Raw genomic sequence first — 26,158 nt, 5'->3', positions numbered from 1 at the left:
GATCAAATGATCAGTTACCGCCCGAGGTCTTCTTGCATGCTTGGCGCATCAGGTCAGTGCGAGGCTCTCGCCGCTACACCCGCCGTTTTGGGTGGTGTTTAGACGGACTTCATCCGCGCTACGTTATCGCGGACTACTGCCTGGAAATCTCCGCCCGAAGCGGCGAAGACCTTGCGTTGACGCTGGTACTCGGCTCCGGATTCGATCAAGCGAATGATGCCCTGCAGCTCCTCGGAGCAGCCCAGCTGTTCTGCGACAGGGGCGAGGCGCTTGACCTCGGCGCGCAGGTGATCAGTCACCAGCATTTCATCACCCTGGGCGTTCAGGATGATGATGGCATCCAGGCCATAGCGGGCTGCACGCCACTTGTTCTCAACGCGGAACCAGGCTGGCATGATCGGGATCTTGTAGCCGGCTTCAATCGACATGGACATGTCGTGAACCAGGCACTGGGTCAGGGCGGTAATCGCGGCAATATCATCCAGCGAGCTCAAGCCATCGCAGATACGCATTTCAACGGTGCCGAAACGAGGCACCGGGCGAACATCCCAACGGATTTCCGAAACATCATCAATCACGCCGGTATGCAGCATGTCTGCGATGTGGGATTCGTATTCAGACCATGAATTGAAGTGGAAAGGGATGCCAGCTGCCGGCAGCTGCTGGAACATCAGCGAACGCTGTGATGCGTAGCCGGTGTCTTCGCCGCCCCAGTATGGGCTGGAGGCGCTCAGCGCTTGGAAGTGCGGCTGGTAGTTGATCAGGCCGTCGGTGATTGGCAGTGCCTTGTCTCGGCTGTCCAAACCTACGTGAACGTGCACGCCGTAAATCACCATCTGGCGGCCCCACCACTGGGTGCGGTCAATGAGCTTGGCGTAGCGGTCCTTATCGGTCACTGGCTGCAAGGTAGGAGCCGCGAACGGATGGGAGCCAGCGGAGTAGAGGTCTACACCGTGATCACCGGCAACGTCATTGAGCATGCGCACGTTGGTGCGAAGCTCTTCGGCAGCGCTGGCAACGGTGTTGTGCACTCCGGTGACGACCTCAACGGTATTCATCAGTAGTTCGGGCTTGACGGTTGGGTGTTCATCCTCGTGGCTGAGACCCGCATCATCCTTGAGCTGATCAAGTATTTTTTCAGCTACCGAGCACAAGTCCGCATCTTCGCGATTGACCAAGGCGATTTCCCATTCAACGCCGATAGTTGATTGGGCAGATTGGGCGAACTCGATTTTTTGCACGGCGCTCCTAGTGATGACGTCTCGGGCGGATCACTCCGGAGCCGATAAAACAGGACTGAAAATTCACCGAAAAACGATGTTTCTCCAAACCTATTCTATATATTGCAACTCGCCGGACGGGATACTGAACCGGTGGGAGGTGTATCACCTCAGATTAGTGGGGAGACACCTCAAAAGCCACACGTTTTTCACCAATACGTGCCAGCATCAACGTTGCCCGGTTCTTGGCGCTCTTCGGTACGCCTGCCAGCAGGATCTTTCGCAGCTCCTCGGGAGTGGCGTCAACACCTCGCTTCTTGATGTCCAAAGTGCCAATGCCATTGGCCTTGACCCAGCTGCGAAGCTTCTTCACGTTGTAATCATGGACCGCCAGGACCTTGTAGCCGCGGGCGAAGGGAGTGGAGATCTGCTCTTCGTGGGTGAAGTACGCAATGTGCTCATCTAAAAGATGGCCACCGGTGGTCTCCAGAAGACTTGAAATCAGGTGTGAACGGATTACCGCGCCATCAGGTTCATAGATGTGAGCTGCTAGCTCTCCGACTTCTGCGACCGGATCATCTTTGGCTGCTACCGGGCTGGTCAGTTCGTGGGCACCGTCCTTGTCAATGACCAAGGCTGCGCGAACAACATTCTCGCGCTTGAGCTTGCCGAACCACAGGCAGGCTTCAATGACAGAGCCGTGATCCGAAATCCATACGGATTCGGCATTGGCGGGAATGGCTTCATGGGGCAGGCCCGGGCCCAGCTTCACGCCGACATCAAGGCCTGAGTCCACGAGCTTCTCAACAAAAGACAGGGGAGGGGAGAAGGCTTCCGGGTCAAAGAGCCGGCGGGTGCTTCCTGAGACATCGGTCCGTCGGGCCGGGTCCAGCCATACGCCGTCAATGCCGGTGAGGTCGGTTTCCTCAGCACCGCCGTGGACAACCGTGGCATTTTCAAATGGCATCAGGTTCAAGGTGGTGGCTGCTGCGGTGGTTTCATCTTTCTCCACCGCGGTGACCTTGAGGCCCGCGCTAGCCAACGCAATGGAGTCGGTGCCAATGCCGCACCCGAGGTCAGCCACGTGGGTGGCCCCGGCCTTGGTGAAGCGCTGTGCATGCAGTCCCGCGATGGTCAGTCTGGTTGCCTGTTCCAGGCCTGCCGGGGTGAAGATCAATGAATCCGCGAAGGGGCCAAACTTCACGCGTGCTTTGTATCGAAGCTCGGACTGCGCAATCACGGCACGAACGACCTGGGGGTCGTGGCCCTCCTTGCGCAGTTTTTCGTTCAGCGTCCACGCTGCATCCTTGGACGAGACCATGGATGGATCGATGGTGGAGAGCAATTGCCAGCCTTCTGCTGAAAGCAGTGCAGCGAATTGTTCGTTGAGCGTTGAGTCGTTTGAAGCCTGGGCCATAGTTCAAGCCTAGCGGTGATACCTTGCCTGCTTGGTTATGCGACTGGTCTCAAGCTGATGCCCGATGTGACCTATGTGACATATTGGCGTCATATTCAGATTCATTTGGCCGTCTTTGCGAGCCGCATCAGCGGGGTCACTGAGGAAAAGTCTGAATTCTCAATCCGCCTGCTGTGCCAGAAATTGTGAAACGTGAATCCGTCTTGAATAAGTGATGCTTCTTCATGGAACGTCATTTGTTTAGAAAGCGTAATGCTTTTGAAAACCCTGCCGACACTTCTGGCGGGTAAAGCTTCCGCTCATTTACAGTCTGCCGCTCGGCTCCTTCTGCGCGCGTCCACCAACAGATGCTCCGGCCGGTGAGTGAGAGCTGTCCACGGAAAAACTGAAGTGACTCAGGTCGCATTCTCGCTTGCGTTGGTGTTCCATGGCACCTGTGAAGAAATCTATGCAGAGAACGACAATGACGTCGAGCAATCAATCTCCGTCAGGCAGTGCCGCTGTGAAAGATCCTGCGCCATTGGCCCAGAACCAGCTGAAGCGCGGCATGAGCAGCCGCCACCTTCAGATGATCGCCATCGGCGGTTCCATCGGCACAGGCCTGTTTGTCGCTTCGGGCGGAACTATTGCGCAGGCCGGACCAGGCGGCGCCTTGGTCGCTTACGCTGCAGTGGGCCTCATGGTCTACCTGCTGATGCAGTCGTTGGGGGAGATGACCGCCAAGATTCCAGTGGCCGGGTCCTTCCAAACCTTCGCCACCAGATTTGTCTCCCCGTCCTTCGGCTTTGCCATCGGATGGAACTACTGGTTCAACTGGGCCATCACCGTCGCCGCTGAACTCGTCGCCGCCGGCATCGTGATGAGCTTCTGGCTGCCGGATGTCCCCGGCTGGGTGTGGGCAGGACTCTTCCTCGCCGCATTGACCGCTCTGAACGCACTGTCCGCCAAAGCCTTTGGCGAAGGCGAATTCTGGTTGGCCCTGATCAAGGTAGTCACAGTGATTGCCTTCCTGGCTGCCGGCGTCCTGATGATCTTCGGCGTTCTCGGATCCCAGACTGATCCGCTCGCCAACTGGAAAGAAGGCAAAGACGTCTTCCACGGTGGATGGCTTTCCATCATTTCCGTATTCATGATTGCTGGGTTCTCCTTCCAAGGCACCGAGCTGGTCGGCGTGGCAGCCGGCGAAGCCAAGGATCCGCGCCGCGAAGTTCCCAAGGCGATCCGCCGGGTTTTCTGGCGCATCATGCTCTTCTACATTGGCGCCATCTTCATCATTGGCTGCCTGATCCCATTTGCTGATCCAAGCCTGCTGGCCAGCGGCGAAGCCGATGTGGCATCCTCGCCGTTCACCCTGGTCTTCGAGCGCGCTGGCATTGCCTTCGCAGCGGCTGCCATGAACGCGGTCATCCTCACCGCGATTCTCTCCGCTGGCAACTCTGGCCTCTACGCCTCCACCCGCATGCTCTACTCGATGGCCCATGATGGAAAGGCCCCGAAGATCTTCGGAAAGACCAACTCCCGCGGCGTGCCGGTCATGGCTTTGCTGGCCACCGCAGCGGTAGGGCTCTTCGGGTTCCTCACCGCATTGGTGGGCCAGGGTGCCGCGTATACCTGGCTGCTTAATGTCTCGGGCCTGTGCGGATTCATCGTCTGGGTGGGCATCGCTGCCTCGCACTATCGCTTCCGCCGTGGCTACCTGGCCCAGGGTTACAGCGTCAAAGATCTGCCGTACCGCGCGCCGTTCTTCCCGCTCGGTCCCATTGTGGCGTTCCTGATGCTCATCGCGGTCATTGTTGGCCAGAACTATCAGGCGGTCCTCGCCGGGCATGGCCTGGAAGTGCTTTCTTCCTACATCGGCTTGCCGCTGTTCCTTGGTTTGTGGCTGGGGCATCGACTGGTTACCAAGTCCAAGGTGGTCAAGCTTTCCGAGATGGACCTCACTGCTCCGGAAGATATCGAAGAGTCGGCGGCTGTGCGCTCTGCGCGAACCGGTGTGACGAACTAAGGGCTTTGATTAGCACTCGCCTTGACCGAGTGCTAAAGCTCGTCCTAAAGTCAGAGATGGAAGTTCTGCATGCTTGCATGCAGAACCACCGCCTGACTGGATACCACCAACTGGCACCGCGACGACGGTTGGTCCAATGCCATAGGGCGCACCCCTACCACCATTGGTTCATACACGAAAAGGAGAGACCATGTCTGTCTCCATCAAGCCGCTCGAAGACCGCATTGTCATCAAGCAGGTCGAAGCCGTTACCACCACCGCTTCGGGCCTGGTTATCCCAGACTCCGCCAAGGAAAAGCCACAGGAAGGCACCGTTGTTGCAGTAGGCCCAGGCCGCATTGACGACAAGGGCAACCGCGTTCCTGTAGACGTTGCTGAAGGCGACGTAGTTCTGTACTCGAAGTACGGCGGAACCGAGGTCAAGGTCGGCAACGAAGAGTACCTGGTGCTCTCGGCTCGCGACGTACTGGCAGTTGTCGTAAAGTAACGCCACCCTCTCTAAAGTTTCAGGAGAAAATGCATGGCTAAGCAGCTAGCATTCAACGAGGAAGCGCGACGCGCACTCGAAGCGGGCATTGATAAGCTCGCGAACACGGTGAAGGTCACCCTCGGCCCACGCGGTCGCAATGTGGTGCTTGCCAAGACCTGGGGCGCCCCGACCATCACCAACGACGGTGTCACCATTGCTCGTGACATCGATCTGGAAGATCCATACGAAAATCTTGGCGCACAGCTGGCCAAGGAAGTAGCCACCAAGACCAACGACGTAGCAGGCGACGGCACCACCACCGCCACCGTGCTCGCCCAGGCACTGGTCAAGGAAGGCCTGAAGAACGTTGCCGCCGGCGCCGCGCCAGGCGATGTCCGCAAGGGCATCGAACTGGCTGCGGAGGTTGTCTCCGAGGCACTGGCCGCCAACGCAGTAGAGGTGGCCGACAAGGTCGCCAACGTAGCTGCCATTTCGGCCCAGTCCGATGAAATCGGCGAGCTGCTGGCTGAGGCCTTCAAGACCGTTGGCACCGATGGCGTTATCACCATCGAAGAGTCCTCCACCACCGCTACCGAACTGGTAGTCACCGAGGGCATGCAGTTCGACAAGGGCTACCTCTCGCCACAGTTCATCACCGACCAGGAGCGCCAGGAAGTTGTCCTGGAAGACGCCCTGATCCTGATCAACCCAGGCAAGATCTCCACCGTGGCAGAATTCCTGCCGCTGCTGGAAAAGGTCCTTGAAGCCAAGAAGCCACTGCTGATCATCGCCGAGGACGTCGAGGGCGAAGCCCTGTCCACCCTGGTGGTCAACAAGCTGCGCGGCCTGCTGAACGTGGTTGCCGTCAAGGCTCCAGGCTTCGGCGACCGCCGCAAGGCAATGATGCAGGACCTGGCCATCCTCACCGGTGCCCAGGTTGTCTCCCCGGAACTGGGCCTGTCCCTGGACCAGGTTGGCACCGAGGTTCTCGGTTCGGCACGCCGCGTGACCATCACCAAGGATTCCACCACCATCGTTGATGGTTCCGGAACCGATGAGGATGTCGCAGAGCGCGTAGCCCAGCTGAAGGCTGAGCTGAACCGCACCGACTCCGAGTGGGACCGCGAGAAGCTCTCCGAGCGTCTGGCCAAGCTGGCCGGTGGCATTGGCGTCATCAAGGTTGGCGCTTCTACCGAGGTCGAGCTCAAGGAACGCAAGCACCGCATCGAAGACGCTGTGTCCTCGACCCGCGCTGCCCTCGAGGAAGGCATTGTTGCCGGTGGCGGTACCGCCCTGGTTGACGCACTGTCTGCTCTTGACTCCGATAGCTCCATCGTTGGCCTTGAAGGCGACGTTGCGGCTGGTGTGGCCATCGTGCGCCGCGCACTGGTTCAGCCACTGTTCTGGATCGCTACCAACGCCGGCTTCGACGGCGCGGTAGTTGTCTCCAAGGTTGCTGAGTCCCCAGCTAACGAGGGCTTCAACGCCAAGACCGGTGTCTACGAGAACCTGCTGCACGCAGGTGTCATCGACCCGGTCAAGGTCACCCGTTCGGCACTGCGCAACGCAGCATCGATCGCAGCCCTGGTGCTGACCACCGAAACCCTGGTTGCCGAGAAGGCTACCGAGGATGCGGAAGAAGCACACAGCCACTAAGCCGCTGTGAAGGCTATGAAGCCGCCGCCGGACCAAGTTTTCGCTTGGACCGGCGGCGGCTTCTTTTTGCCTTGAAATGGCCAGCAGGTGAGTACGAGATGAATTCATGAAATGCACAGCGTGATGAGCATCAACGCGCCGAAAAGGACTGTGAGGGTTCTCGGTGACGCACAATTAATCCGGCGCACGTCAGCTCACTACAGTCTGTGAATTTAATGTATCGAGACGTTCAATCACTGAGCTCCTCTGTAGGTGACGCACAGGGTGAATTGGTAGCATGAATGGTTGTCTGACGTGTCAAGGATCTGTCTGACCGATGACCTGCCCGAGTTCCCGACGGAAGCTTAGCCTGTGACTCACACCCTCAACCAACCCGGAAAAAGCACCAAAAGTGCCGCCTTCCGGGTCGACTTGCAGGGCCTTCGGGCCCTCGCAGTGCTGTTGGTGATGTGCTATCACATCTGGTTCTCCAAGGTCTCCGGGGGAGTAGACATCTTCTTGATGCTCTCCGCCTTCTTCCTTACCTCGTCCACCGCGCGCCGCATTGCGCGTGGCGAGCGCCCGCCGCTGATCACCGGTTGGCTGCACCGCTTCTCGCGGCTCATCCCGCAAGCGGCAGTGGTCATCATCAGCGTGGTGGTAGCCGCATGGATCATCCTGCCCAGCACCCGTTGGCTGGAACTGATTGACCAATCCATGGCCTCCCTGTTCTATAAACAGAATTGGTATCTGGCCAATCACCAAGTCGACTACTACGCGTTCAATACCTCTTCGGCCTCGCCGCTCCAGCACTTCTGGTCCTTGTCTGTCCAAGGACAGATCTTCATCCTCTGGCCAATAGTCCTCGCCGTTAGCGCGCTGATCTGGAAGCTGTTCTTCTCCCGCTTCAACTTCGCATGGGTGGCAGGCGCCTTCTTCGGAGCCATTTTCATCGGCTCGCTCGCTTTCTCCATCAACATCACCGCCAACAACCAGCAGGTTGCCTACTTCCACACCGGTGCGCGCCTCTGGGAATTCGCCCTCGGTTCCTTGCTGGCCTTGGCGCTGCCATGGCTCTCGACCCTGCCCGAGAAGATCCGCCGCGTGACCGGCTGGGCGGGCATGGCCACCATCATCGGCAGCGGCGCAGTCCTGGACGTCCAAGGCCAATTCCCCGGCTTCATGGCACTGATCCCCACCGTTGCTGCCGCATTGATCATTGCCGCACCGGAAACTCGTACCTGGGCTAACCCTTCTGGCGTGCTCTCGCTCAAGCCGCTGGTGAAGCTCGGAGACCTGTCCTACGGCATGTACCTGTGGCACTGGCCGATGCTGGTCTTCTACCTTGAAATCTCGCACAAGGAGAAGGCCTCCTTCTTCGCCGGTGCTCTGCTCATCGCAGCAGCCATCGCCGCTTCATGGATCACCACCAAATTCATCGAGAAGCCGGTCATCGCTTGGCAGAATGGCTTCAGCTTCCCGAGGTGGATGCCCAACACCGGGCTGAAGATCATCAGCCAGGTCGCCGTGGTGGGCATCGGCATGGGCGTTGCCAGCCTGGCGGTCACCGCATGGGAAAACAATGTGGAGCACCGCCGCGCCATGGCCGCCACGCAGACCGTCATGGATAACCCGGGTGCCACTGCCACCGATGACTGGGACCCGTCACCGGCAGCCCTGACCCTGCCGTTGGCCACTGAGCTGGAAAACGAATGGCAGACCCCAGGCAATCCTTGCGCCGGATCCAATAACCCCAAGGACGAGCGGATCATGTTCTGCGAGCAGGGCGGGAACTTTGATGGTTCCCCGGATCTGGTCATGCTGGGCGACTCGCATATGCAGCACTGGTCCTCGGCTGCCGCTGCCGCGATGGAAGAATCCGGAGGAAGCTGGGTTCTGGTCTTCCACCCGGGTTGCCGCTACGGTTCCGAGACAGACCGCGACGAAGCCGAATGCGCTAACTTCCAGGACGCCGCAGAAGAATACGTCGCCAGCCTGGCCCCCAAGATGGTGCTCACCACCGCAAGCAAGACCGTGGCCGCTCCGGATGAATATCTGCGCAGCCCGGGGGAGCAGGAGACCATGGTGGACCACTACGCTCAAGCCATCCAGCCGTTCTTGGATGCCGGTAGCCAGGTCATCGCCATGCGCGATACCCCGCGCTACACCTACTCCATCCCGGAGTGCGTCGATTCGAATCCAAGTAATCTCGAAGCCTGCGATGGCTCCGCCCACGAAGCGTTGGCACAGATCAACCCCGTCCAGGAATTCCTGGCCGAGCACGATTACGGCTCGCAGGTGGTGTCATTGGATATGACAGGCTTGCTCTGCCCCGACGGGGTCTGCAAAGCTGTGATCGGCAATGTATCGACGTACCTGGATGATTCACACCTGTCCAAGACGTTTGTGCTCAGTGCCAAGCGCCAGTTCGCGGACGCCTTCAAGGAGGCTACCGGCTGGCAATAAGTCCTGTCGGAGACCTGGTGGGGCATGAGCTTGGACACAGTGCCCCGCAAGGGAATAACTGCAACGCCAAAAGGGCTCTACCATTTAACCAACCTCCGTTCTCGCCCCGAAAGGTTCCTACGTGACTGAGTTCAACCCCTTTGCATTTGAAGGACTCACCTACGACGACGTATTGCTGTTGCCTGGCCCGACGGATGTGATCCCTTCGGAAGCTGACACCACCACCCGCTTCACCAAGCGCATCAACATCCAGGTGCCCATCAGCTCGGCGGCAATGGACACCGTCACCGAAGCACCGATGGCTATCGCACTGGCACGCCAGGGCGGCATCGGCGTGATCCACCGCAACCTTTCGATCGAGGACCAGGCCAAGCAGGTTGACCAGGTCAAGCGCAGCGAGTCGGGTATGATCACCGACCCTGTCACCGTGAACCCAGGCGCCACCTTGGCCGAATGGGATGAGCTGTGCGCGCAGTACCGCGTCTCCGGTCTTCCGGTAGTTGATGAGAACCGCAAGCTGCTGGGCATCATCACCAACCGCGACACTCGCTTTGTTCCTCGCGAGCAGTACATGACCACCAAGGTCTACGAAGTGATGACCGGCATGCCGCTGGTGACCGCCCAGGAAGGCGTTGCCCCTGAAAAGGTCATCGAGCTGCTGTCCAAGAACCGCATCGAGAAGCTTCCGCTGATCGATGACGAGGGCAAGCTGACCGGCCTGATCACCGTCAAGGACTTCGACAAGGCCGAGCAATACCCGCTGGCCACCAAGGACGAGGAAGGCCGCCTGCGCGTCGCTGCTGCTGTTGGCTTCTTCGGCGAAGGCTACGAGCGCGCAATGACCCTGATCGACGCTGGCGTTGACGCACTGGTCGTTGACACCGCAAACGGCCACTCCCAGGGCGTGCTGGAGATGATTGCCCGCCTGAAGAAGGATCCTGCTGCCGCCCACGTTGACGTGATCGGTGGACAGGCTGCAACCTACGAGGGTGCCAAGGCCATCATCGATGCCGGCGCTGACGCCATCAAGGTCGGCGTGGGCCCAGGCTCCATCTGCACCACCCGCATTGTTGCCGGTGTCGGCGTTCCACAGGTGACCGCCATCTACGAAGCAGCCAAGGCTGCTATCCCAGCGGGCGTGCCAGTGATCGCTGACGGCGGTCTGCAGCACTCGGGCGACATCGGCAAGGCACTGGTTGCCGGAGCTGACTCGGTCATGCTCGGCTCCCTGCTGGCAGGTACCGCAGAGTCCCCAGGCGACCTGGTGTTCATGGGCGGCAAGCAGTTCAAGGCTTACCGCGGCATGGGCTCGCTGGGCGCTATGGAGACCCGTGGCAAGAACACCTCGTACTCCAAGGACCGCTACTTCCAGGCTGATGCTCCTTCCAACGAGAAGCTGATCCCGGAAGGCATCGAAGGCCAGGTTCCCTACCGCGGCCCGCTGTCCGCAGTGACCCACCAGCTGGTCGGCGGCCTGCGCCAGACCATGTTCTACGTTGGCGGTCGCACCGTTCCTGAGCTGAAGGCCCGCGGCAAGTTCGTTCGCATCACCGCAGCTGGTTTGAAGGAATCGCACCCACACGACATCATGATGACCGTTGAAGCACCGAACTACCGTTCGCGCTAAACTCATCTGAAAATTTCCCGTCCGGGATGACGCTCACGCGTTGTTCCGGGCGGGATTTTTGTCTTAGGAAGACAACCTCGCGCTTGGCCGTTTTGCGGCTGTTGACCGTAGAGTTTCTAGATCCACGGCGCCTTGCGCACCTGGCGCTTAAGTGAGGGAATGCTACTGCGTTTCAGAGATGGAACGTCGCAGGATTCGGTGGCACCAAGTCCTTCAAGGCCACTTCTAAAAGGTGCGGAACCCAGTGCCCATACACTGAACTCCGCCGCCGTATGGTGAACCATTTAGAGGGCTCCAGTAATGAACCTCAAGAGGGTCACGATAAGTCTCGAAACACTGGTGAGGGTTTGGGCTTTCGTGGCCTTTCCATTCGTCTTCTAGAGGCATCTGGAAGAAACAGCGTTACCACCAAGCGTGTAGAAGAACCTCATGGTCCTGTTGTCGTTTGCACACGTCAGTCCTTCGAGCTGTGGCGTGATGTAAGAGCCCAGGATCGGGAGAACGGCAATAGCAAACGGTCCCATCAGAGCACCGATAGAGGCAAGGATCAGGGCACTCCCTCCGTTGATAAAGGAACGTTGATCGGCCGGAGACATGTCAATGTAAAAGCCCGAAGAATCTTGGCCTGCACTAAGTGCCGGATCGGCAACATTCAACCTACTATTTCGTTCGACGATGGTGAACCTTGAGCCTTTCGAGAATTCGTAGTCTCGCTCTACACGGGAAGCAGTCTTTCTTACCGCTGATGGTTTCTTCGTTTTCAGGATGTAGTCCAAACCTGCCTTAGTTTCCGTAGTATGGGGTTCTAAGAAGTTGCGGTCGGCTGAATCCGCGAATGCCCTATCGGCGCAGCCTGTAACAAGGCGATCCCGATCAAGAAAGACGGGACGATCTTAATGCGTCATTTCTTGGTGAGTCGTTTCAAGCAGTGGGCTGTTTGTTCTTTCGGTAGCGATCGACGACGATGCCGGATCCGCAGAGTACAGCGAAGGCAGTCGAAGTCGTAAGCGAAGAATAGAGCGCCGGATTGGCGGTGCTATCCCAGAAATAGGGGCTAGCGAAAGCTATTGCGAGGGAGAGCACAAATCCGATTCCCAAGTACATCGGCTTACCTTCCTGTCGTACCTTTCGGCAGATCAAAACTCACTGTTTACATGGACGTAAATGATTAACTAAGTAGCTAAACTCATGAATCCACCGTAACAAGCGTGATTTTCTAGGTAAATCATTCTTTAGTAGGAGGGTGAGCCGGAGATGAAGATTCCGGCTTCAAAGCCTGGATCGCATCGTTGGTGCCGGACTAGGTCTAGCACCGGACACAGGTACGCTGCGCAATATTTTCGCATCAAGAAATAGGTGCCTTGCGCGCCATGCGATTCGATTGAATTCTGCAAACGATAAGCCAAACGGCCACGCCAAGCATGCATCCCAAAGAATTGGCCACGACGTCAGAGAACGTGGCGAATCGGTTGGGGAGAAAGAGATGTTGCCCTAACTCAATCAGGCTAGAGGCCAGGATTCCCAGAATGCCTGCAGTGATCGGTCGCCGCAAACCAGCGGCCAGAAAAAATCCCAGGGGCATGAAGAAGAGGACATTCGCCGAGAATTCCACGAATTCGTAGTTCACAAAGGCCGGGACTCCGTGATCATGCAGCCAGTTCAATGTCCAAGCCAACTGAGGCCCGGCCGATGAATCCACCGGTACAGGCCAAAATGCAATAGCAACCATCGCAAGCAAGTACAGCAAAGGCAACGCCCACGTCCGTAGCGTTCGGCTTTTGAGCAGAGTTCTCAGTGGATTCCTCGGAAGAGATGGTCATTTCGTGTGTCGCGGCTGTCCTGCCATCAATCACTGAGTAAATTCTAGTTCTTCCGAAAGCTCGGTTCGGTTGATTGCTACCGCGCATCCACCAGACGGTTCAAGCGTTCCGAGAAAACGAGTCCCATCGCGGCAAGAAACAGGATGAAGATCGGGAAGAGCCAGAGTCCTACCCACGATGACAAGGCGCCGAATAGCGGCGGCATCAAAGTTGATCCCAAGTATGCGGCGGCCATCTGGATGCCAATAATGGCGTGGGAGTGTTGGCGCCCGAAGTTCGCTGGCGTCGAATGGATAATAGCCGGATAGATCGGGGCGGAGCCCAAGCCGGCCAGAGCCAGACCTGCTAAAGCGACGGCATGTGTTTCCATCGGAAGGAGAAGCATCAGTCCACCGAGTCCCACCAGCAAGAAGCCGCCGCGAATCAAAGTGCGATCGCCGACGCGATCAGCGAAGAAGCCGGCGAGGAATCGTCCACCGGTGATGCCCAGCAGGAAGAATGACGCGAAAGCCGCTGCGGTCGCGGGGTTCACTCCGCGGTCACCGGCCAAGTAGGTCGTGGCCCAGAGAATCGACGTATTCTCCAGCGCGCAGTAGGCAAAGAACGCCAAGAGAACCAACAAGACGCCCGGAATCCTGATGACTTGTTTGAGCGGCAGATGGGCAGTCCTGGAGGCAGATGCCTCAGAGCTTCCGGGACTGGCGTCGACTTCGGTGAGATGGGCGCCGCTCGGCGTCAACGTATTGACCTTGCCCCACAGCGGGAGGGTAAGAACCAGAACCACGGTGAGAATCACCTGGATGATGCCGACAACGTTATAGGCTCCGGGCCACCCCATTCCGGAGGTCAGGGCATGGCTCATGATCAATGGGCTGATCGAAGCGCCGACACCCCAGAAGCTATGGAGCCAGTTCATATGGCGTGCTGCGTAGTGCAGAGCGACGTAGTTATTCAGGGCAGCGTCTACTGCGCCTGCGCCCAGGCCATAGGGGATAGCCCAGAGGCATAACATCCAGAATTCACTGGCGAAAGAGAACCCGAACAACGCGGTTGCCGTCAGCCCCACGCTGACCGCGGTGACCAAGCCAGCTCCGAAACGGCGGGTCATCCGTTCCGAAGCCAAGCTGGAGAAGATAGTTCCAATGGCAATGATCATGGTGAGGATGCCAGCGAAGGATTGCGGTACCCCAAGGTCTTGATGCATCACCGGCCAACCCGCGCCAACCAGGGAGTCGGGAAGGCCGAGGCTGATGAAGGCGAGATAGATGATGGTCAATAGAAGTGAGTACATGAAGTGTTCGTGTCTTTCGCGGTGCTTGGGGATGAAAGCATCGCCACGGAACTGACGACAACTCAAATTATATGTACGAGTGTACTCAAATCTCGTGTATATTCACTGCCATGACTGGAAATTATTTTGAAGGAGACTCCCGCAGCAACCGCGAGCGCATGCTTGCAGGTGACTTGTACATCGCGGATGATCCGGAGAATGAACGCCTCCACCAGCGTGGCGTGCAGCTAGCAGACGCCTATCACCGGGCGGACGTGGCGGCAGATCCCAAGGCGCGCGAGATCCTCGCTGAACTTGTCGGCACCCTGGGGGAAGGCGCTCATGTCAATTCGCCGCTCTTCGTGGACTATGGGGAAAACCTTCACATCGGCGCGCGAACCTTCATCAACTACAACCTCACAGCACTGGACGTCGCCACCATCACCATCGGCGCAGACTGCCAGATCGGGCCAAACGTCCAGCTGCTGACACCCACCCACCCAATTAATCCACAGCCACGACGCGACAAGCTTGAAGCAGCGCAGCCGATCACCCTGGGCGATAATGTGTGGCTCGGTGGTGGCGTGATCGTATGCCCCGGGGTAACTATCGGCGAAAACTCGGTGATCGGTGCAGGGTCCGTGATCACCAAAGACATTCCAGCCAACGTCGTCGCCGTGGGAAACCCGGCACGCGTGATCCGGAACATTGGATAATCCGATGCCCGCTCACCAGCCTTCCTCCGGTTCACGTCTGGGCCGCCGCAATGATCCAGAGCGTCGGGAAAAAATCATGGATGCCTGCCTGGAAGTCATAGCCCAGGCCGGGGTCACCGGCACGTCTCATCGAAAGGTCGCCGCCCAGGCAGGCGTTCCGCTGGGAGCCATGACCTACTACTTTGACGGCATGGACGACTTGCTGCACAGTGCCTTCAGCCGTTTTGCTACCAGCATCAGCACCGGATTCGAGCGCTGCATGGCAACGGCCACGGACCGGGAATCGGCGTGCGATGCGGTTTTCGAGCGGATCCTCGAAGCCAGCAGCGGCCAAGGCCATGAGCTGATTCTGTCCCACGAGCTCTACACCCTCGCCACCCGCGATGCCTCCTTCCGGTCCATTACCACCTGGTGGATGGGACGCAGCCAATTAGCGCTCGGGGCACACTTTGACCCGCTGACCGCGCGTCTGCTGGACGCCATGATCGAAGGGCTGACCATTCATCGAGCCCTCGACGCGGAACCTCGCGATCCAGAGGAAATCAAAAGCGCCATCGCCCGGATCGTTGGCGCATAGGGCGCGTGGCCGTTGTGGGACAGCGCACGCTGGAAGACCTTCATCCGTACGATTGTGTATTCGAGAGGTCCATCTGTTGGGCACTCTGAGTGCTGGAAAAGCTTCGCAGGCTCAATGGCCGAGTCAGTCATAAGACGGCAGAAAAAGTGATCGCCCGAGATTTCTCACCCCATCCCCAGGCTGGGGGAACAGAGTGTGCGCACGTAGAATAAAGACCAGATAGCACCAACCGGAGCGGAATCCCGCGCACTGTGCGCGACCGCCAATAAAGGACACTAATTTGGGCCAGCCAGCCAACCTGAAAAAGCAAGCACGCGAACGCATGGCACGCACGGGGGAGAGCTACACCACCGCGCGCAAGAACATCCTCACCGGGAAACCGGAAAGCCCTAAGGCTGCCCGTGCTGCACAGGCCCGCGACTATGCCAAAGAAGCCCGAGAGGCCAAGGGGGGAGCCAAGCCCAAAGCCCCCAAGCAGGCACCCGCGCCAGCTCCACAAGATGAGCTGCCCGAATACCCTGCTCCAGAAGACGTCATTCAATACGACGCAGCACTCTGGCACCGAGTCCTCGTCCAGGCAGGCGTCACCAACCCGGTGACCGATGCCCCGCTGAGCCAGGCATTGTTGGCAGGCCTCGCTGGTGGCATCGGCTTCATGGTCTTCACCTTCGAATATGAAGAAACCACCACCGCAACCCTGGTCACCCGCGCCCACCCGGAGCCATACACCCAGAACCTGCTGGCTCGCTGTGGCGCCAAGATCAACGAACGCACCACCGGGTCAGCCCAGAAGGCTGTCGAATACATGGATGCGGCACTGGAAGCCGGACGCGCTGTCGTCGTCCGTGTAGCCATCAACGCCTTGCCATGGATCGATGGCAATGAAGTGGATGAAGCGGAAACCATTGACCTGGCTGTTGTCGGCGATCACGAAAATGACCTGCTGGTAGATGACGGTTCAGGCGTTCTGAACGTCATCAGCCCAGAAGACCTGGCTTTCGCCCGAGCCAAGCGCAAAAAGGAAAAGCACTGGCAAGCCTGGGTCCCATCCACGCGCTCGCCGAAGGCGGAGACCCTTGCTGCCAATGTCTTGGAAGCCATCGAAGAAACCACCTCGCGCCTGCTGGGAACCCGCGAGCTCTCCGGGATCCCGGACCACTTCGCCAAGAACTTCGGCATCACCGGCATGCACACCTTCGCCGCACGGCTGCGCGACACCACCACCAAGACCGGCTGGACCCGCATGTTCGCGGAACCTGCACGGCTGGCCGGTGGCATGAACCAGCTCTCCGAGTTCCTCACTGACACTCGTTTTGGCGGTGAAGGAGCACTGCGCGGACTGTACGCGGACTTCCTCGATGAAACCTCCGGCTTGCCTGGCCTCTCGGCACTGGGTGAGCACAGCGCGGATTATGTACAGCTGGCCCAGCTTTGGGACGACTTCGCGGAACTGGTTGACCCCGACATCGACGTGGATGAGCGCAGCGCAATGTTCGAGCGCATGGCCCAGGCCATGGATCGCATCGCCGAGGCCGAGCACAAAGCTGCCACAGCGCTGGCGGCCACCGCACAATCATTGGCCTCCGAAGCGCGATAACGCAGACCAGATGCATTACCCGCCCCGCCTTTCGGTGAAGTCCGTTCACCGAAAGGCGGGGCGTTTTTTGTCTCTACCTGGCACTAGATTGTTGCGGCAAGATGCTAGAGATACGTCATGACCGATTACCCAGGCACGATGAAAAGCGGGAATTCGGCTCAGACTTGGTAACCTAGTTAGGTGAGTAACGAGATTGAGATCGGCCGCGGCAAGCGGGCACAAAAGGCATATTCCCTGGACGACGTAGCGATCGTACCGAATCGCCGTACCCGTGATCCGAAGGACGTTTCGGTGTCCTGGCAGATTGACGCATTCCAGTTCGAGACCCCTATCCTGGGCGCACCAATGGACTCGGTGACTTCACCGGCTACCGCCATTGCCCTGGGCAAGCTCGGTGGCCTGGGCGTACTGAACCTCGAAGGCCTATGGACCCGTTACGAGAACCCGGAAACCGTACTGGCCGAAATCGCTGGCCTGAAGTCGGAAGCCGCAACGCGCAATGATCCGAAGATCACCGCAAAGCTGCAGGAACTGTACTCGGCGCCAATCCAGCCGGAACTGATCACCTCGCGCATTTCCGAAATCCGCGACTCCGGCGTGGTTGTTGCCGGCTCGCTGACTCCGCAGCGCACCCAGGAGCACTACAAGACCGTAGTAGCTGCTGGCGTGGACATCTTTGTCATCCGTGGCACCACCGTTTCGGCCGAGCACGTCTCGAAGACCACCGAACCACTGAACCTCAAGCAGTTCATCTATGAACTCGACGTCCCAGTCATCGTGGGCGGTGCAGCTGGCTACACCCCAGCCATGCACCTGATGCGCACCGGTGCTGCCGGAGTCCTGGTGGGCTTCGGCGGCGGCGCATCGTCGACCACCCGCCGCACCCTGGGCATCCACGCCCCAATGGCCACCGCCATTGCCGACGTTGCTGCTGCTCGCCGCGACTACATCGAAGAGTCCGGCGGACGCTACGTCCACGTCATTGCCGATGGCGGCATGGGCAACTCAGGTGACATCGTCAAGGCCATCGCCATGGGCGCCGACGCAGTCATGCTCGGCACCGCACTGGCTCGTGCTGAAGAAGCTCCAGGCGCCGGTTACCACTGGGGCATGGAAGCCGTTCACGAGGCAAGCCCACGTGGCGACCGCGCCAGGGTCGGCACCGTTGGTTCCCTTCAGAAGGTCCTCTACGGTCCATCACATGAAACCAATGGCACCTCGAACCTGGTGGGCGCGCTGCGCCGCTCGATGGCCACCACCGGCTACTCGACCCTGAAGGAATTCCAGCGCGTAGACGTTGTGCTTTCTCCTTACGAGTCCGACCGCTACTAGACGCCGGGGATCGAGCCCAGTTCATGCACATGAACTGGGCTCGATTCATTTAAAGACGCTGGCGCTCAACGACCAACCCGCGCGGTTCGTTCCCATGCGCGAAAAATACTGCTGCTAGGCCAATCTCACGCCCTCATTATTTCGAGTTCTACGGCAAATAGAAGTACGGTTAGAGGGTGTTTAAAACCGCTCTGAAGCTCAAGTGGATCGGCGCCCTCATTGCTGCGCTCGCCCTCGCCACCGGATTCGTCGCCCTCTCCGGATGGCAGTTCGGCGCCTCCGAGAGCGAACCGGTCGTCAAGGTCGACAAGACCGAGAAGCCGGTGGCGCTGACCAAGCACGTGGATATCGGCACCGAGCTGTTGGGCACCACAGCCGATCAAATCGTCACCTTCACCGGAGAATTCGTCCCCGGCACCGACCGCCTCATCGATGACCGAGTCGAAGATGGCAAAAAGGGCGTATGGGTCATCAGCGAATTCAAGGTCGATGGCGCCAAGCAGGATGCCGGCATCGCGGTAGTGCGCGGCTGGCAGCCAGAGGAAACCACGCCCTCTGCAGCTCCCAAGGGCGAACTGAAAATCACTGGACGCCTGCTGCCGAACGAAGGCCCGGAAAACGAACACGACCTGCGCAGCGCGACCCTGCCATCGATCACCTCGGCGCAGCTGGCGAATATCTGGGACTCGGTCCTGTACAACGGATTCATCTCGGCCCACGACATCACCACCGCCAAGGGCCAGGCAGTCGAGCAGTTTGGAATCGACATGATCTATGTCGGTCCGCAGCCACAGGAAGCCCAGATCAACTGGCTGAACGTCTTCTACGGCATCGAATGGGTCCTCTTCGCCGGCTTCGCAATCTTCCTTTGGTACCGCATGGTCCGCGATGATTATCAGCGGGACCTTGACGACATCGCCGAGCGCGCCGCCGAAGCCCGCGAAGCTCAACCCGGGCAGACCCCGCCGGCTGCCAACGACTAGCAACAAGCACACCGACCTCTTTCATGACTCGGAAGGAATCACCAGCCATGTCCAGCACCACTCCCGCACCAAAGCCCCGGAAGTTTGGCGGCACCCCAGCGCAGATCCGCAGCGCCGCGAAGTTCTACAAGGTCTTTGCCTACATCACCGGTGTGATGCTTCTGCTGCTCGTGGTGGAGATGATCTTCAAGTACTTCTGGTCCCTGGAACTCTTTGTCGGCGGCACCCTGGCCGACGGGGTGGCGAACTCCATCGGCCTGTACAACCGTGCCGAAGTGACCGGGGGAGCGAACATCTCACTGGGCATCCTGATTGCCCACGGTTGGCTGTACGTGGTGTACCTGTTTGCCGACTTCCGCCTCTGGTCGCTGATGCGCTGGCCATTTATGCGCTTCATTACGATCGCCCTCGGTGGCGTGATTCCGTTCCTGTCCTTCTACACCGAGTCCAAGGTCCACGCTGAAGTCGACCGTGAACTGGCTGCCCACCCGAAGGCCGCGAAGCGCTACTAGACGGGCAAAAACCATCACGCAGCGGGCAAACCAGGAGAACTGGTTCGCCCGCTGTGTGCGTTGAGCAGTGCACTTCGGGGGAGCGGCGGGCCGCTAGGTGACGCTGATGACAGCGCTCCGGCTGTTTCGCGGGCGGCGAACCGCGTAGACTGTAACGGTGACTACTGCTCCCCTCAATCCAGAACATAAGCCGGTTCTGGTCGTCGACTACGGGGCCCAATACGCGCAGCTCATCGCTCGCCGCGTACGTGAGGCCCGTGTGTACTCGGAGATCGTTCCGCACACCCTGTCCACCGAAGCCATCCTGGCCAAGAACCCTGCAGCGATCATCCTCTCCGGTGGTCCCTCCAGCGTCTACGCCGATGGCGCCCCATCCGTCGGGGCCGACCTGTTTGAAGCCGGCGTGCCGGTCTTGGGCATCTGCTACGGCTTCCAGGCCATGGCCAACGCCCTGGGCGGAACCGTCTCGGAAACCGGCCTGCGCGAGTACGGCCGCACCGCAACCACCTTTGAGGGCGAAGCCCGCTCCATCCTGGCAGGCGCCGCACAGGCTCCTACCGTATGGATGAGCCATGGTGACTCTGTCTCCAAGGCCCCAGAAGGCTTCGAAGTGCTGGCCACCACCGCCGGCGCACCTGTTGCCGCCTTCGCCAACGAGGCCAAGCGCCTTTACGGCGTGCAGTGGCACCCGGAAGTCAAGCACTGCGAGTTCGGCCAGGACGTCCTGGAGAACTTCCTGTACAACGGTGCAGGCTTGAAGGGCGACTGGACCGCTGACAACATCGCTGACGAGCAGATCGAGCGCATCCGCGCCCAGGTCGGCACCGGCAAGGCCATCTGCGGCCTGTCCGGCGGCGTGGACTCGGCTGTTGCCGCAGCACTGGTGCAGCGCGCCATTGGCGACCAGCTGACCTGTGTCTTCGTCAACCACGGCCTGCTGCGCGAAGGCGAAGCCGAGCAGGTCGAGAAGGACTTTGTCGCTTCCACCGGCGCAAAGCTCTACATCGCTGACGAACGCGAACGCTTCCTTTCGGCTCTGGACGGTGTCACCGACCCGGAGACCAAGCGCAAGATCATCGGCCGCGAATTCATCCGCGCCTTCGAAGCAGCAGAAGCAGCGATCATCGCTGAGGCCGCTTCCGAGGGCGAGCCGGTGAAGTTCCTGGTCCAGGGCACCTTGTACCCGGACATCGTGGAATCCGGTGGCGGCGAAGGCACCTCGAATATCAAGAGCCACCACAACGTGGGCGGCCTGCCAGAGGACCTGCAGTTCGAATTGGTCGAGCCGCTGCGCACCCTGTTCAAGGACGAGGTCCGCGCCGTGGGCCGCGAGCTCGGCTTGCCTGAGGAAATCGTTGGCCGCCAGCCATTCCCTGGCCCAGGCCTGGGCATCCGCATCATCGGTGCAGTCAACGAAGAGCGCCTTTCCATCCTGCGCAAGGCCGACGCGATCGCTCGCGCCGAGCTGACCGCCGCAGGCCTGGACGACGAGGTCTGGCAGATGCCGGTTGTACTGCTCGCCGACGTCCGCTCGGTAGGCGTGCAGGGCGATCACCGCACCTACGGCCACCCGATCGTGCTGCGTCCGGTATCCTCCGAGGATGCCATGACCGCCGACTGGTCGCACCTGCCATACGATCTGCTCTCGAAGATCTCCAACCGCATCACCAACGAGGTCGATGGGGTCAACCGCGTGGTTCTGGACGTGACCTCCAAGCCACCGGGAACCATCGAGTGGGAGTAATCCTGCGACCCAGCTAGCGGACCCAGCGTCCCGCCAGCGGATCGGAAGCGGAACCGGCTGGCCGGTGAGCTGCACCTCAATGAGGTATTGCTCATCGGCCCCGGCTCCGCTTCTCGCAGTTAAAACGTGTTTCGCACCGGTGATCTGCAGGGCTTGTGCACTACGTTAGAAAGAGGCGCATCTGCACCGCAGTGCGCCCGAAAGTGGTCGGTTCAGTGAAGGGAATGACTGTCGTGGCTAGTGGACAGAATGCTGCCGCAGAGCGGGTAGCAACCTGGGTAAAATCCCTGGGGCAAAGTGCCGGTGCCGATACCACCTTGCGGTTTGCTCCGTCGACGTCCAACAGCATCGACATCACCCATGCCAACCCCTCGGGGCTGGCCCAGTTCCTGGCTGGACGGCGCACCCGCCTGTCCACCCTGCTCCACGACGCTGAGCAGTACGCCACCGCGCGCCGCACCGCCCGCGCCCTGGCCTCCAAGATCAGCGAACTCTGGGAAGAACGCGGCATCGACGTCGGCTACCTGGCCGCCGGTGTCGCCAACTGGCGTGCCGTGCACGAAGGCAAGAGCGAACCGGTCTCCGCACCGATCATGCTCGGCCGCATCACCCTGACCAAGCACGTTGACGCCGATGACTACGACCTGCAGCTGGTCGGCCGCGCCACCGTGTCCCCGGCCTTCGTTCGCCAGTTCGAGGCAGACCATGACGCCAAGGTCGACGTCAAAGCCGTAGACGCCGCCGCCTACTCCATCGCCCGCTTTGATCCGGCGCGCGGCATGGATGCCCTGCGCCACCAGATGGCCGAGGTTCCCGGAGTTGTCGTAGGCCACCGCCTGCTGCTGTCCACCTTCTCCGAACTGATGGACCCCGCTGATCCTGCCAAGCTCACCGGCTCGCACCCGGTTATCGAGGCGCTGATCCGCCATGACCTGAGCGAGAAGCAGGCCAAGAGCGCCGCCGACTCCAAGGCCTCTGAAGCCCTGGCCAACCTCGTGGCCGCCAAGCCGGGCAATGCCGCTGCCAAGCCGGAAACCCAGAAGCCAGCTGAAACCGCCAAGGATGAGGCAGCCAAGACCAGCGAAGCAAAGAGCGACGAGGGCAAGCCGGCGGAAGAAGGCGGTTCGCGTCTTCGCCGGGTGCGCAACATCCTCAAGGACAGCACGCGTCCGCGCAAGCAGGCCGGCGCGCCGGAAGAGCCCTCCACCCGCAAGGTCCACACCGGCAGCAGCACCCTGGCCAAGTCCTCGGATGAGCGCGACCCGGAAGACGAGCTCTACCTGCTGGATGCCGACGAGTCCCAGTCCAAGATGCTCGACTACATCGCCGCCGGCGAATCGGTGGCCATCAACGCCGCCGCCGGCACCGGTGCCACCCAGACCGCGCTGAACGCCGCTGCCCTCCTGGCAGCCCAGGGCAAGCGCGTCCTGGTCGTGGCAGAACAGCGTTCGGCCGCCGAGGAATTTGTGCAGCTGTTCAACGAGCAGCTGGATGCCGCCAGCCTCTTGCTGGAACCCAATGAGGATCCAGAGCAGCTGCGCACCCTGCTCACCAAAGCCATCCTGCGCAACGAGAAGGCCACCGAACCGCAGCTGGGTTCGATGTTCAAGCGCCTGCGCGAATCCCGCCACGCGCTGCACGAACACGTGAAGTCCCTGCACTCGGTACGCAGCCGCTGGGGCTGCTCGCCCTACCAGGCCATGCAGGAGCTGGCACGGCTCTCCGCATTGGAACCGGCACCGTCCACCACCGTGCGCCTGAAGCGTTCGGTCCTGGACTCCATGGGCCAGCGCGGCCATGTTGCAGCGCAGCTCAAGCGCGCCGCCCAGCTTGGCGCCTACTCCAAGGAACACACCACCAGCCCATGGCATGGCGCTCCGCTGCGCAATGCCGAAGCCACCGAGCAGGCACTGAACCTGGCCAGCGGCCTGGGCCGGGATTTGCCGATCCTCCATGAGCACATGGAGAAGATCGCCAAGCAGTCGCAGATCCGGCTGGAAGACAGCTACGACAAGTGGGGAGACCAGCTGCAGCTGCTGGTTGCCGTGCGCGGCTCCCTGGACAAGTTCGAGTCGGACATCTTCGAGGGCGACATTGATGATTTGATCGCCGCCACGGCGACCAGCGCCTGGCGCCGCGAGCACGGCGTGGAAATGGGCTCCATCGTCCGTTCCCGCCTGCGCAAGATCGCCAAGGAATACGTTCGTCCCGGCATGCACGTCGCTGACCTGCAGGCAGCCTTGCAGGCGGTCTCGGTGCAGCGCGATGCGTGGCGCGCCATCGCCACCAGCCAGCGTAACCCGCAGGTTCCTGGCGGATTGCTTGACGTCGAGGCCGGCTATCACGATGCCGGAGCCCGCATCGACAAGCTGGCCGGCATGCTGCCGCCAGCCTTGGGCTCCCGCCTGCGCGAAATGCCTATCGCGGAATTGCTCGATACCATCGCAGCCCTGGTCGACCGCCGCGAAGACCTTGGCGAACTGCCAGAGCGCACCCTGATCTCCGAGCAGCTCACCGAGGCCGGCCTGGGAGACCTGCTCGATGACTTCGCCGAGCGCGAGATCGATGCCGACGCCGTGGATAGCGAACTGGAATTGGCCTGGTGGCAGTCCGTGCTGGACGCCATGATTTCCGGCGATGATTTCCTCGCGATGAATGACGGCTCCAAGCTGGAGAAGATCGAAGCCGACTACCGCCTGGCCGACGGCGCGCATATCGCTTCCGGCCCGCAGCGCATCCGCTGGGCCCTGTCACGCAATTGGAAGGCCGCCCTGGCTGACCACCGTGCTGGATCCCGCGCCCTGCGCGACATGCTCAAGTCCGGTGCCCCGAGCATTGCCGGCCTGTTGCAGCTGGGCGCGCCATTGGCGAATTCGCTGACCCCGGTCATCGTTTCCGCCCCGCTGCTGCTTGGCAGCGCCCTGCCTGAGGATGCGGAATTCGACGCAGTCATCCTCCTGGAAGCCAACTACCTGGCCCTGCGTGAAGTGCTTGATGCGCTGCGCCGCTCCAGCCAGGTCATCGCCATCGGTGATGAAATGCTCGGCGGTCCGAAGCGCTTCGAAGTTTCCGTTGACCCCACCGCCCGCGTCATTGAGCACAAGCAGGACCGCTCGGCGCTCTCGGCACTGAACAAGGTGCTGGTCTCCGGTTCGCTGTCCACCGTATACCGGGGGATTGACGAAGGACTGGTGGAGCAGCTGTCCACTACCTACTACGACAACAGCATCTCGCGCCTGCCAATGGCTGTGAACATCAGCGGCAATTCGCCGCTGTTGCGCAGTGAATACGTTCCGGACGCCACCGGCTCGCTGGCCAACAGCGAAGACGGCGTGCAGACCACTGCTGCCGAGGTAGCCCGCGTTGTTGATCTGGTCTTCGAGCACTTCAAGAACCAGGGCCGCGAGTCCCTGGCGGTCATCGCCTCGAACCGCAGCCATGCCTCGGCCATCGCCGAAGCGATTCGCGTGCAGCTGCCGAATCACAAGTACGCCATGGATTACCTGCGCTCCAAGCAGGAACCATTCGTCGTGACCACCATGGACCGTTTGATCGGCTTGCGTCGCGACGCGGTGATCTTCGCTTGGGGTTACGGACGCACTCCTCACGGCAAGACCTTGCATGAATTCGGTGCGCTCTCACGTGTTGGCGGCGAGCAGCTCTTTGTTGCCGCGATGACCCGTTCGCGCAGCCGCATGACACTGGTTTCCAGCTTGCTGCCAAGCGACGTGGACCTGAACCGCGTGTACCGCGGTGCCCGTCAGTTCTTTGAACTCTTCGGACGCGTGGAAGCTGGCGACTCCGGTGTCAGCGCCATGCGCAACCCGCGCTTTGACCCGCTGGTCTCGGATCTGGCCCGCCGTCTACGTGAACGCGGTGCCATTGTGGCCGAGGACTACCGTGGCGTCCTGGATTTGTCGGCCCACGTCTTCGACTCGGCAGATAGCGGCATTCGCCCGCTGGCCGTGGTCTACGACGGCACCGAACACTATGCGGAATTGACCGTGCGCGAGCGCAGCCGCCTGCGTCCCGAATTCTTCGAAAAGCACGGCTGGCGTTATGTACCGCTGTGGACTATCGATGTCTTCACGGATCCCGGAGCGGTCACCGAGCGCCTGGCCAAGGCCCTGCAGCTCAAGGCTCCAGCCAGTGCGGCCACGACTGAAGATTCTTCGTTGCGCAGCTCGGTGGCAGCGGCTCGTCCGGTATCGGCACGAGACGTGACCACTGAACCGGCGCCAAAGGAAAAGACCGGCCTGCTGAAATCAGCGAAGTCCAAGCAGGATCCCAAGGCCGGCGCAGCTTCTGAGGTATCAGGCGAAGAACCAGCCGAGGGCAACGAGGCGAAGGCACCGGAAGCACCGGCGGCCGGTGAATCGAAGCCAAGCACCCCCGCACCGGTTCCAGCAAGCCAGGCAACTGAACAGCCGGAGTCCGAGAAGTAATGACTTCAGAGCAGGAACCAACGCGCGGCCGTCGTAAGCGGCCGCGCGTTGTCGCACCACCACAACATCTGGAACAACGCGTCCGGCTCACTGGCAGCTACACCCCGGTGCCGCACTCGGACTCCGTTGACCGTGCCCTCGCGGAGCCACAGGCGGCTGCCGGGTCGCCGACAGCTGCTGCCGGGAGAACTCCACAGCGCAGCGCCGATCCGTTGGCGGAATTCATCGCCAAGGACCAGGACCCGCGACTGTGGGGCGAAGCGAAGGAAGATCTCGCGGAGTTAATGAAGCGCGAGAAGCCGCCGCACTGGGGCTGATCTCCA

At 60.4% G+C, this 26,158-nt stretch carries 19 protein-coding genes; 14 read left to right on the top strand and 5 right to left on the bottom strand.

Features of this window, described 5'->3' with window-relative positions; genetic code table 11:
- Positions 1 to 98 precede the first annotated feature (98 nt).
- Together D3791_RS02725 and D3791_RS02720 are read right to left on the bottom strand one after the other, a co-directional pair.
- Complete coding sequence (locus D3791_RS02725; RefSeq protein ID WP_172511242.1) at positions 99 to 1,241, bottom strand: glutamate--cysteine ligase; 1,143 nt, start codon at positions 1,239 to 1,241, stop codon at positions 99 to 101.
- A gap of 154 nt (positions 1,242 to 1,395) precedes the next feature.
- Positions 1,396 to 2,637, bottom strand: a complete 1,242-nt coding sequence (locus tag D3791_RS02720) for a THUMP-like domain-containing protein (protein ID WP_172511241.1) — start codon at positions 2,635 to 2,637, stop codon at positions 1,396 to 1,398.
- Positions 2,638 to 3,085: 448 nt separating this feature from the next.
- Between D3791_RS02720 and D3791_RS02715 the strand changes: the two genes are divergently transcribed.
- From D3791_RS02715 to guaB, 5 genes are all read left to right on the top strand, one after another.
- On the top strand, positions 3,086 to 4,642 hold the full coding sequence (locus tag D3791_RS02715) for an amino acid permease (RefSeq protein WP_425483133.1): 1,557 nt from the start codon (positions 3,086 to 3,088) through the stop codon (positions 4,640 to 4,642).
- Between the two features lie 190 nt (positions 4,643 to 4,832).
- The gene (gene groES / locus D3791_RS02710) at positions 4,833 to 5,129 is read left to right on the top strand and encodes a co-chaperone GroES (protein WP_022874060.1); all 297 of its coding nucleotides are present in this window, start codon (positions 4,833 to 4,835) and stop codon (positions 5,127 to 5,129) included.
- Between the two features lie 33 nt (positions 5,130 to 5,162).
- The gene (gene groL / locus D3791_RS02705; protein WP_061955097.1) at positions 5,163 to 6,767 is read left to right on the top strand and encodes a chaperonin GroEL; all 1,605 of its coding nucleotides are present in this window, start codon (positions 5,163 to 5,165) and stop codon (positions 6,765 to 6,767) included.
- Positions 6,768 to 7,118: 351 nt separating this feature from the next.
- On the top strand, positions 7,119 to 9,212 hold the full coding sequence (locus tag D3791_RS02700) for an acyltransferase family protein (protein ID WP_172511240.1): 2,094 nt from the start codon (positions 7,119 to 7,121) through the stop codon (positions 9,210 to 9,212).
- Between the two features lie 121 nt (positions 9,213 to 9,333).
- Positions 9,334 to 10,839, top strand: a complete 1,506-nt coding sequence (guaB, locus tag D3791_RS02695) for an IMP dehydrogenase (RefSeq protein ID WP_061955106.1) — start codon at positions 9,334 to 9,336, stop codon at positions 10,837 to 10,839.
- Positions 10,840 to 11,216: 377 nt separating this feature from the next.
- Here the strand turns inward: guaB and D3791_RS02690 are convergent, their stop codons facing one another.
- The 3 genes from D3791_RS02690 to D3791_RS02680 all read right to left on the bottom strand — a co-directional run bounded on the left by D3791_RS02690 (position 11,217) and on the right by D3791_RS02680 (position 13,950).
- A complete protein-coding gene (locus tag D3791_RS02690; protein ID WP_022874056.1) occupies positions 11,217 to 11,615 on the bottom strand; it encodes a hypothetical protein in 399 nt (132 codons plus the stop codon).
- A 569-nt stretch (positions 11,616 to 12,184) separates the two neighbouring features.
- Complete coding sequence (locus D3791_RS02685; protein ID WP_281350630.1) at positions 12,185 to 12,577, bottom strand: VanZ family protein; 393 nt, start codon at positions 12,575 to 12,577, stop codon at positions 12,185 to 12,187.
- A gap of 158 nt (positions 12,578 to 12,735) precedes the next feature.
- On the bottom strand, positions 12,736 to 13,950 hold the full coding sequence (locus D3791_RS02680; RefSeq protein WP_172511239.1) for an MFS transporter: 1,215 nt from the start codon (positions 13,948 to 13,950) through the stop codon (positions 12,736 to 12,738).
- Positions 13,951 to 14,060: 110 nt separating this feature from the next.
- Here D3791_RS02680 and D3791_RS02675 point away from each other — a divergent pair, with 110 nt between their 5' ends.
- The 9 genes from D3791_RS02675 to D3791_RS02635 all read left to right on the top strand — a co-directional run bounded on the left by D3791_RS02675 (position 14,061) and on the right by D3791_RS02635 (position 26,152).
- Entirely contained in the window at positions 14,061 to 14,645 is a 585-nt protein-coding gene (locus D3791_RS02675; RefSeq protein WP_172511238.1) for a sugar O-acetyltransferase, read from the top strand.
- A gap of 4 nt (positions 14,646 to 14,649) precedes the next feature.
- On the top strand, positions 14,650 to 15,222 hold the full coding sequence (locus tag D3791_RS02670) for a TetR/AcrR family transcriptional regulator (protein ID WP_022874051.1): 573 nt from the start codon (positions 14,650 to 14,652) through the stop codon (positions 15,220 to 15,222).
- Between the two features lie 280 nt (positions 15,223 to 15,502).
- A complete protein-coding gene (locus D3791_RS02665) occupies positions 15,503 to 16,819 on the top strand; it encodes a BtrH N-terminal domain-containing protein (protein WP_172511237.1) in 1,317 nt (438 codons plus the stop codon).
- Positions 16,820 to 16,999: 180 nt separating this feature from the next.
- A complete protein-coding gene (locus tag D3791_RS02660; protein WP_172511236.1) occupies positions 17,000 to 18,151 on the top strand; it encodes a GuaB3 family IMP dehydrogenase-related protein in 1,152 nt (383 codons plus the stop codon).
- A gap of 176 nt (positions 18,152 to 18,327) precedes the next feature.
- Positions 18,328 to 19,134 (top strand): SURF1 family protein, encoded by an 807-nt coding sequence (locus D3791_RS02655; protein ID WP_172511235.1) that lies wholly within the window; start codon positions 18,328 to 18,330, stop codon positions 19,132 to 19,134.
- 47 nt (positions 19,135 to 19,181) lie between these two features.
- Positions 19,182 to 19,646, top strand: coding sequence for a DUF3817 domain-containing protein (locus D3791_RS02650; RefSeq protein WP_022874047.1), 465 nt, complete (start codon positions 19,182 to 19,184; stop codon positions 19,644 to 19,646).
- A 157-nt stretch (positions 19,647 to 19,803) separates the two neighbouring features.
- The gene (gene guaA, locus D3791_RS02645; RefSeq protein ID WP_172511234.1) at positions 19,804 to 21,390 is read left to right on the top strand and encodes a glutamine-hydrolyzing GMP synthase; all 1,587 of its coding nucleotides are present in this window, start codon (positions 19,804 to 19,806) and stop codon (positions 21,388 to 21,390) included.
- A 224-nt stretch (positions 21,391 to 21,614) separates the two neighbouring features.
- The gene (locus D3791_RS02640) at positions 21,615 to 25,835 is read left to right on the top strand and encodes a DUF4011 domain-containing protein (RefSeq protein ID WP_172512880.1); all 4,221 of its coding nucleotides are present in this window, start codon (positions 21,615 to 21,617) and stop codon (positions 25,833 to 25,835) included.
- The gene (locus tag D3791_RS02635; protein ID WP_172511233.1) at positions 25,835 to 26,152 is read left to right on the top strand and encodes a hypothetical protein; all 318 of its coding nucleotides are present in this window, start codon (positions 25,835 to 25,837) and stop codon (positions 26,150 to 26,152) included. The genes D3791_RS02640 and D3791_RS02635 overlap by 1 nt, the downstream gene beginning before the upstream one ends.
- Positions 26,153 to 26,158: the final 6 nt, after the last annotated feature.

This window comes from Glutamicibacter mishrai (genome assembly GCF_012221945.1).
GTDB lineage: Bacteria > Actinomycetota > Actinomycetes > Actinomycetales > Micrococcaceae > Glutamicibacter > Glutamicibacter mishrai.
This window is presented reverse-complemented; position numbering and strand designations above follow the sequence as displayed.

What these genes read in the sequence shown, in the direction of transcription:
- D3791_RS02650 (WP_022874047.1), top strand. Translation starts at nt 19,182, where the DNA reads ATGTCCAGCACCACTCCCGCACCAAAGCCCCGGAAGTTTGGCGGCACC.
- D3791_RS02640 (WP_172512880.1), top strand. Translation starts at nt 21,615, where the DNA reads ATGACTGTCGTGGCTAGTGGACAGAATGCTGCCGCAGAGCGGGTAGCA.
- D3791_RS02715 (WP_425483133.1), top strand. Translation starts at nt 3,086, where the DNA reads ATGCAGAGAACGACAATGACGTCGAGCAATCAATCTCCGTCAGGCAGT.
- groES (WP_022874060.1), top strand. Translation starts at nt 4,833, where the DNA reads ATGTCTGTCTCCATCAAGCCGCTCGAAGACCGCATTGTCATCAAGCAG.
- groL (WP_061955097.1), top strand. Translation starts at nt 5,163, where the DNA reads ATGGCTAAGCAGCTAGCATTCAACGAGGAAGCGCGACGCGCACTCGAA.
- D3791_RS02635 (WP_172511233.1), top strand. Translation starts at nt 25,835, where the DNA reads ATGACTTCAGAGCAGGAACCAACGCGCGGCCGTCGTAAGCGGCCGCGC.
- D3791_RS02670 (WP_022874051.1), top strand. Translation starts at nt 14,650, where the DNA reads ATGCCCGCTCACCAGCCTTCCTCCGGTTCACGTCTGGGCCGCCGCAAT.
- D3791_RS02680 (WP_172511239.1), bottom strand. Translation starts at nt 13,950, where the DNA reads ATGTACTCACTTCTATTGACCATCATCTATCTCGCCTTCATCAGCCTC.
- D3791_RS02720 (WP_172511241.1), bottom strand. Translation starts at nt 2,637, where the DNA reads ATGGCCCAGGCTTCAAACGACTCAACGCTCAACGAACAATTCGCTGCA.
- D3791_RS02675 (WP_172511238.1), top strand. Translation starts at nt 14,061, where the DNA reads ATGACTGGAAATTATTTTGAAGGAGACTCCCGCAGCAACCGCGAGCGC.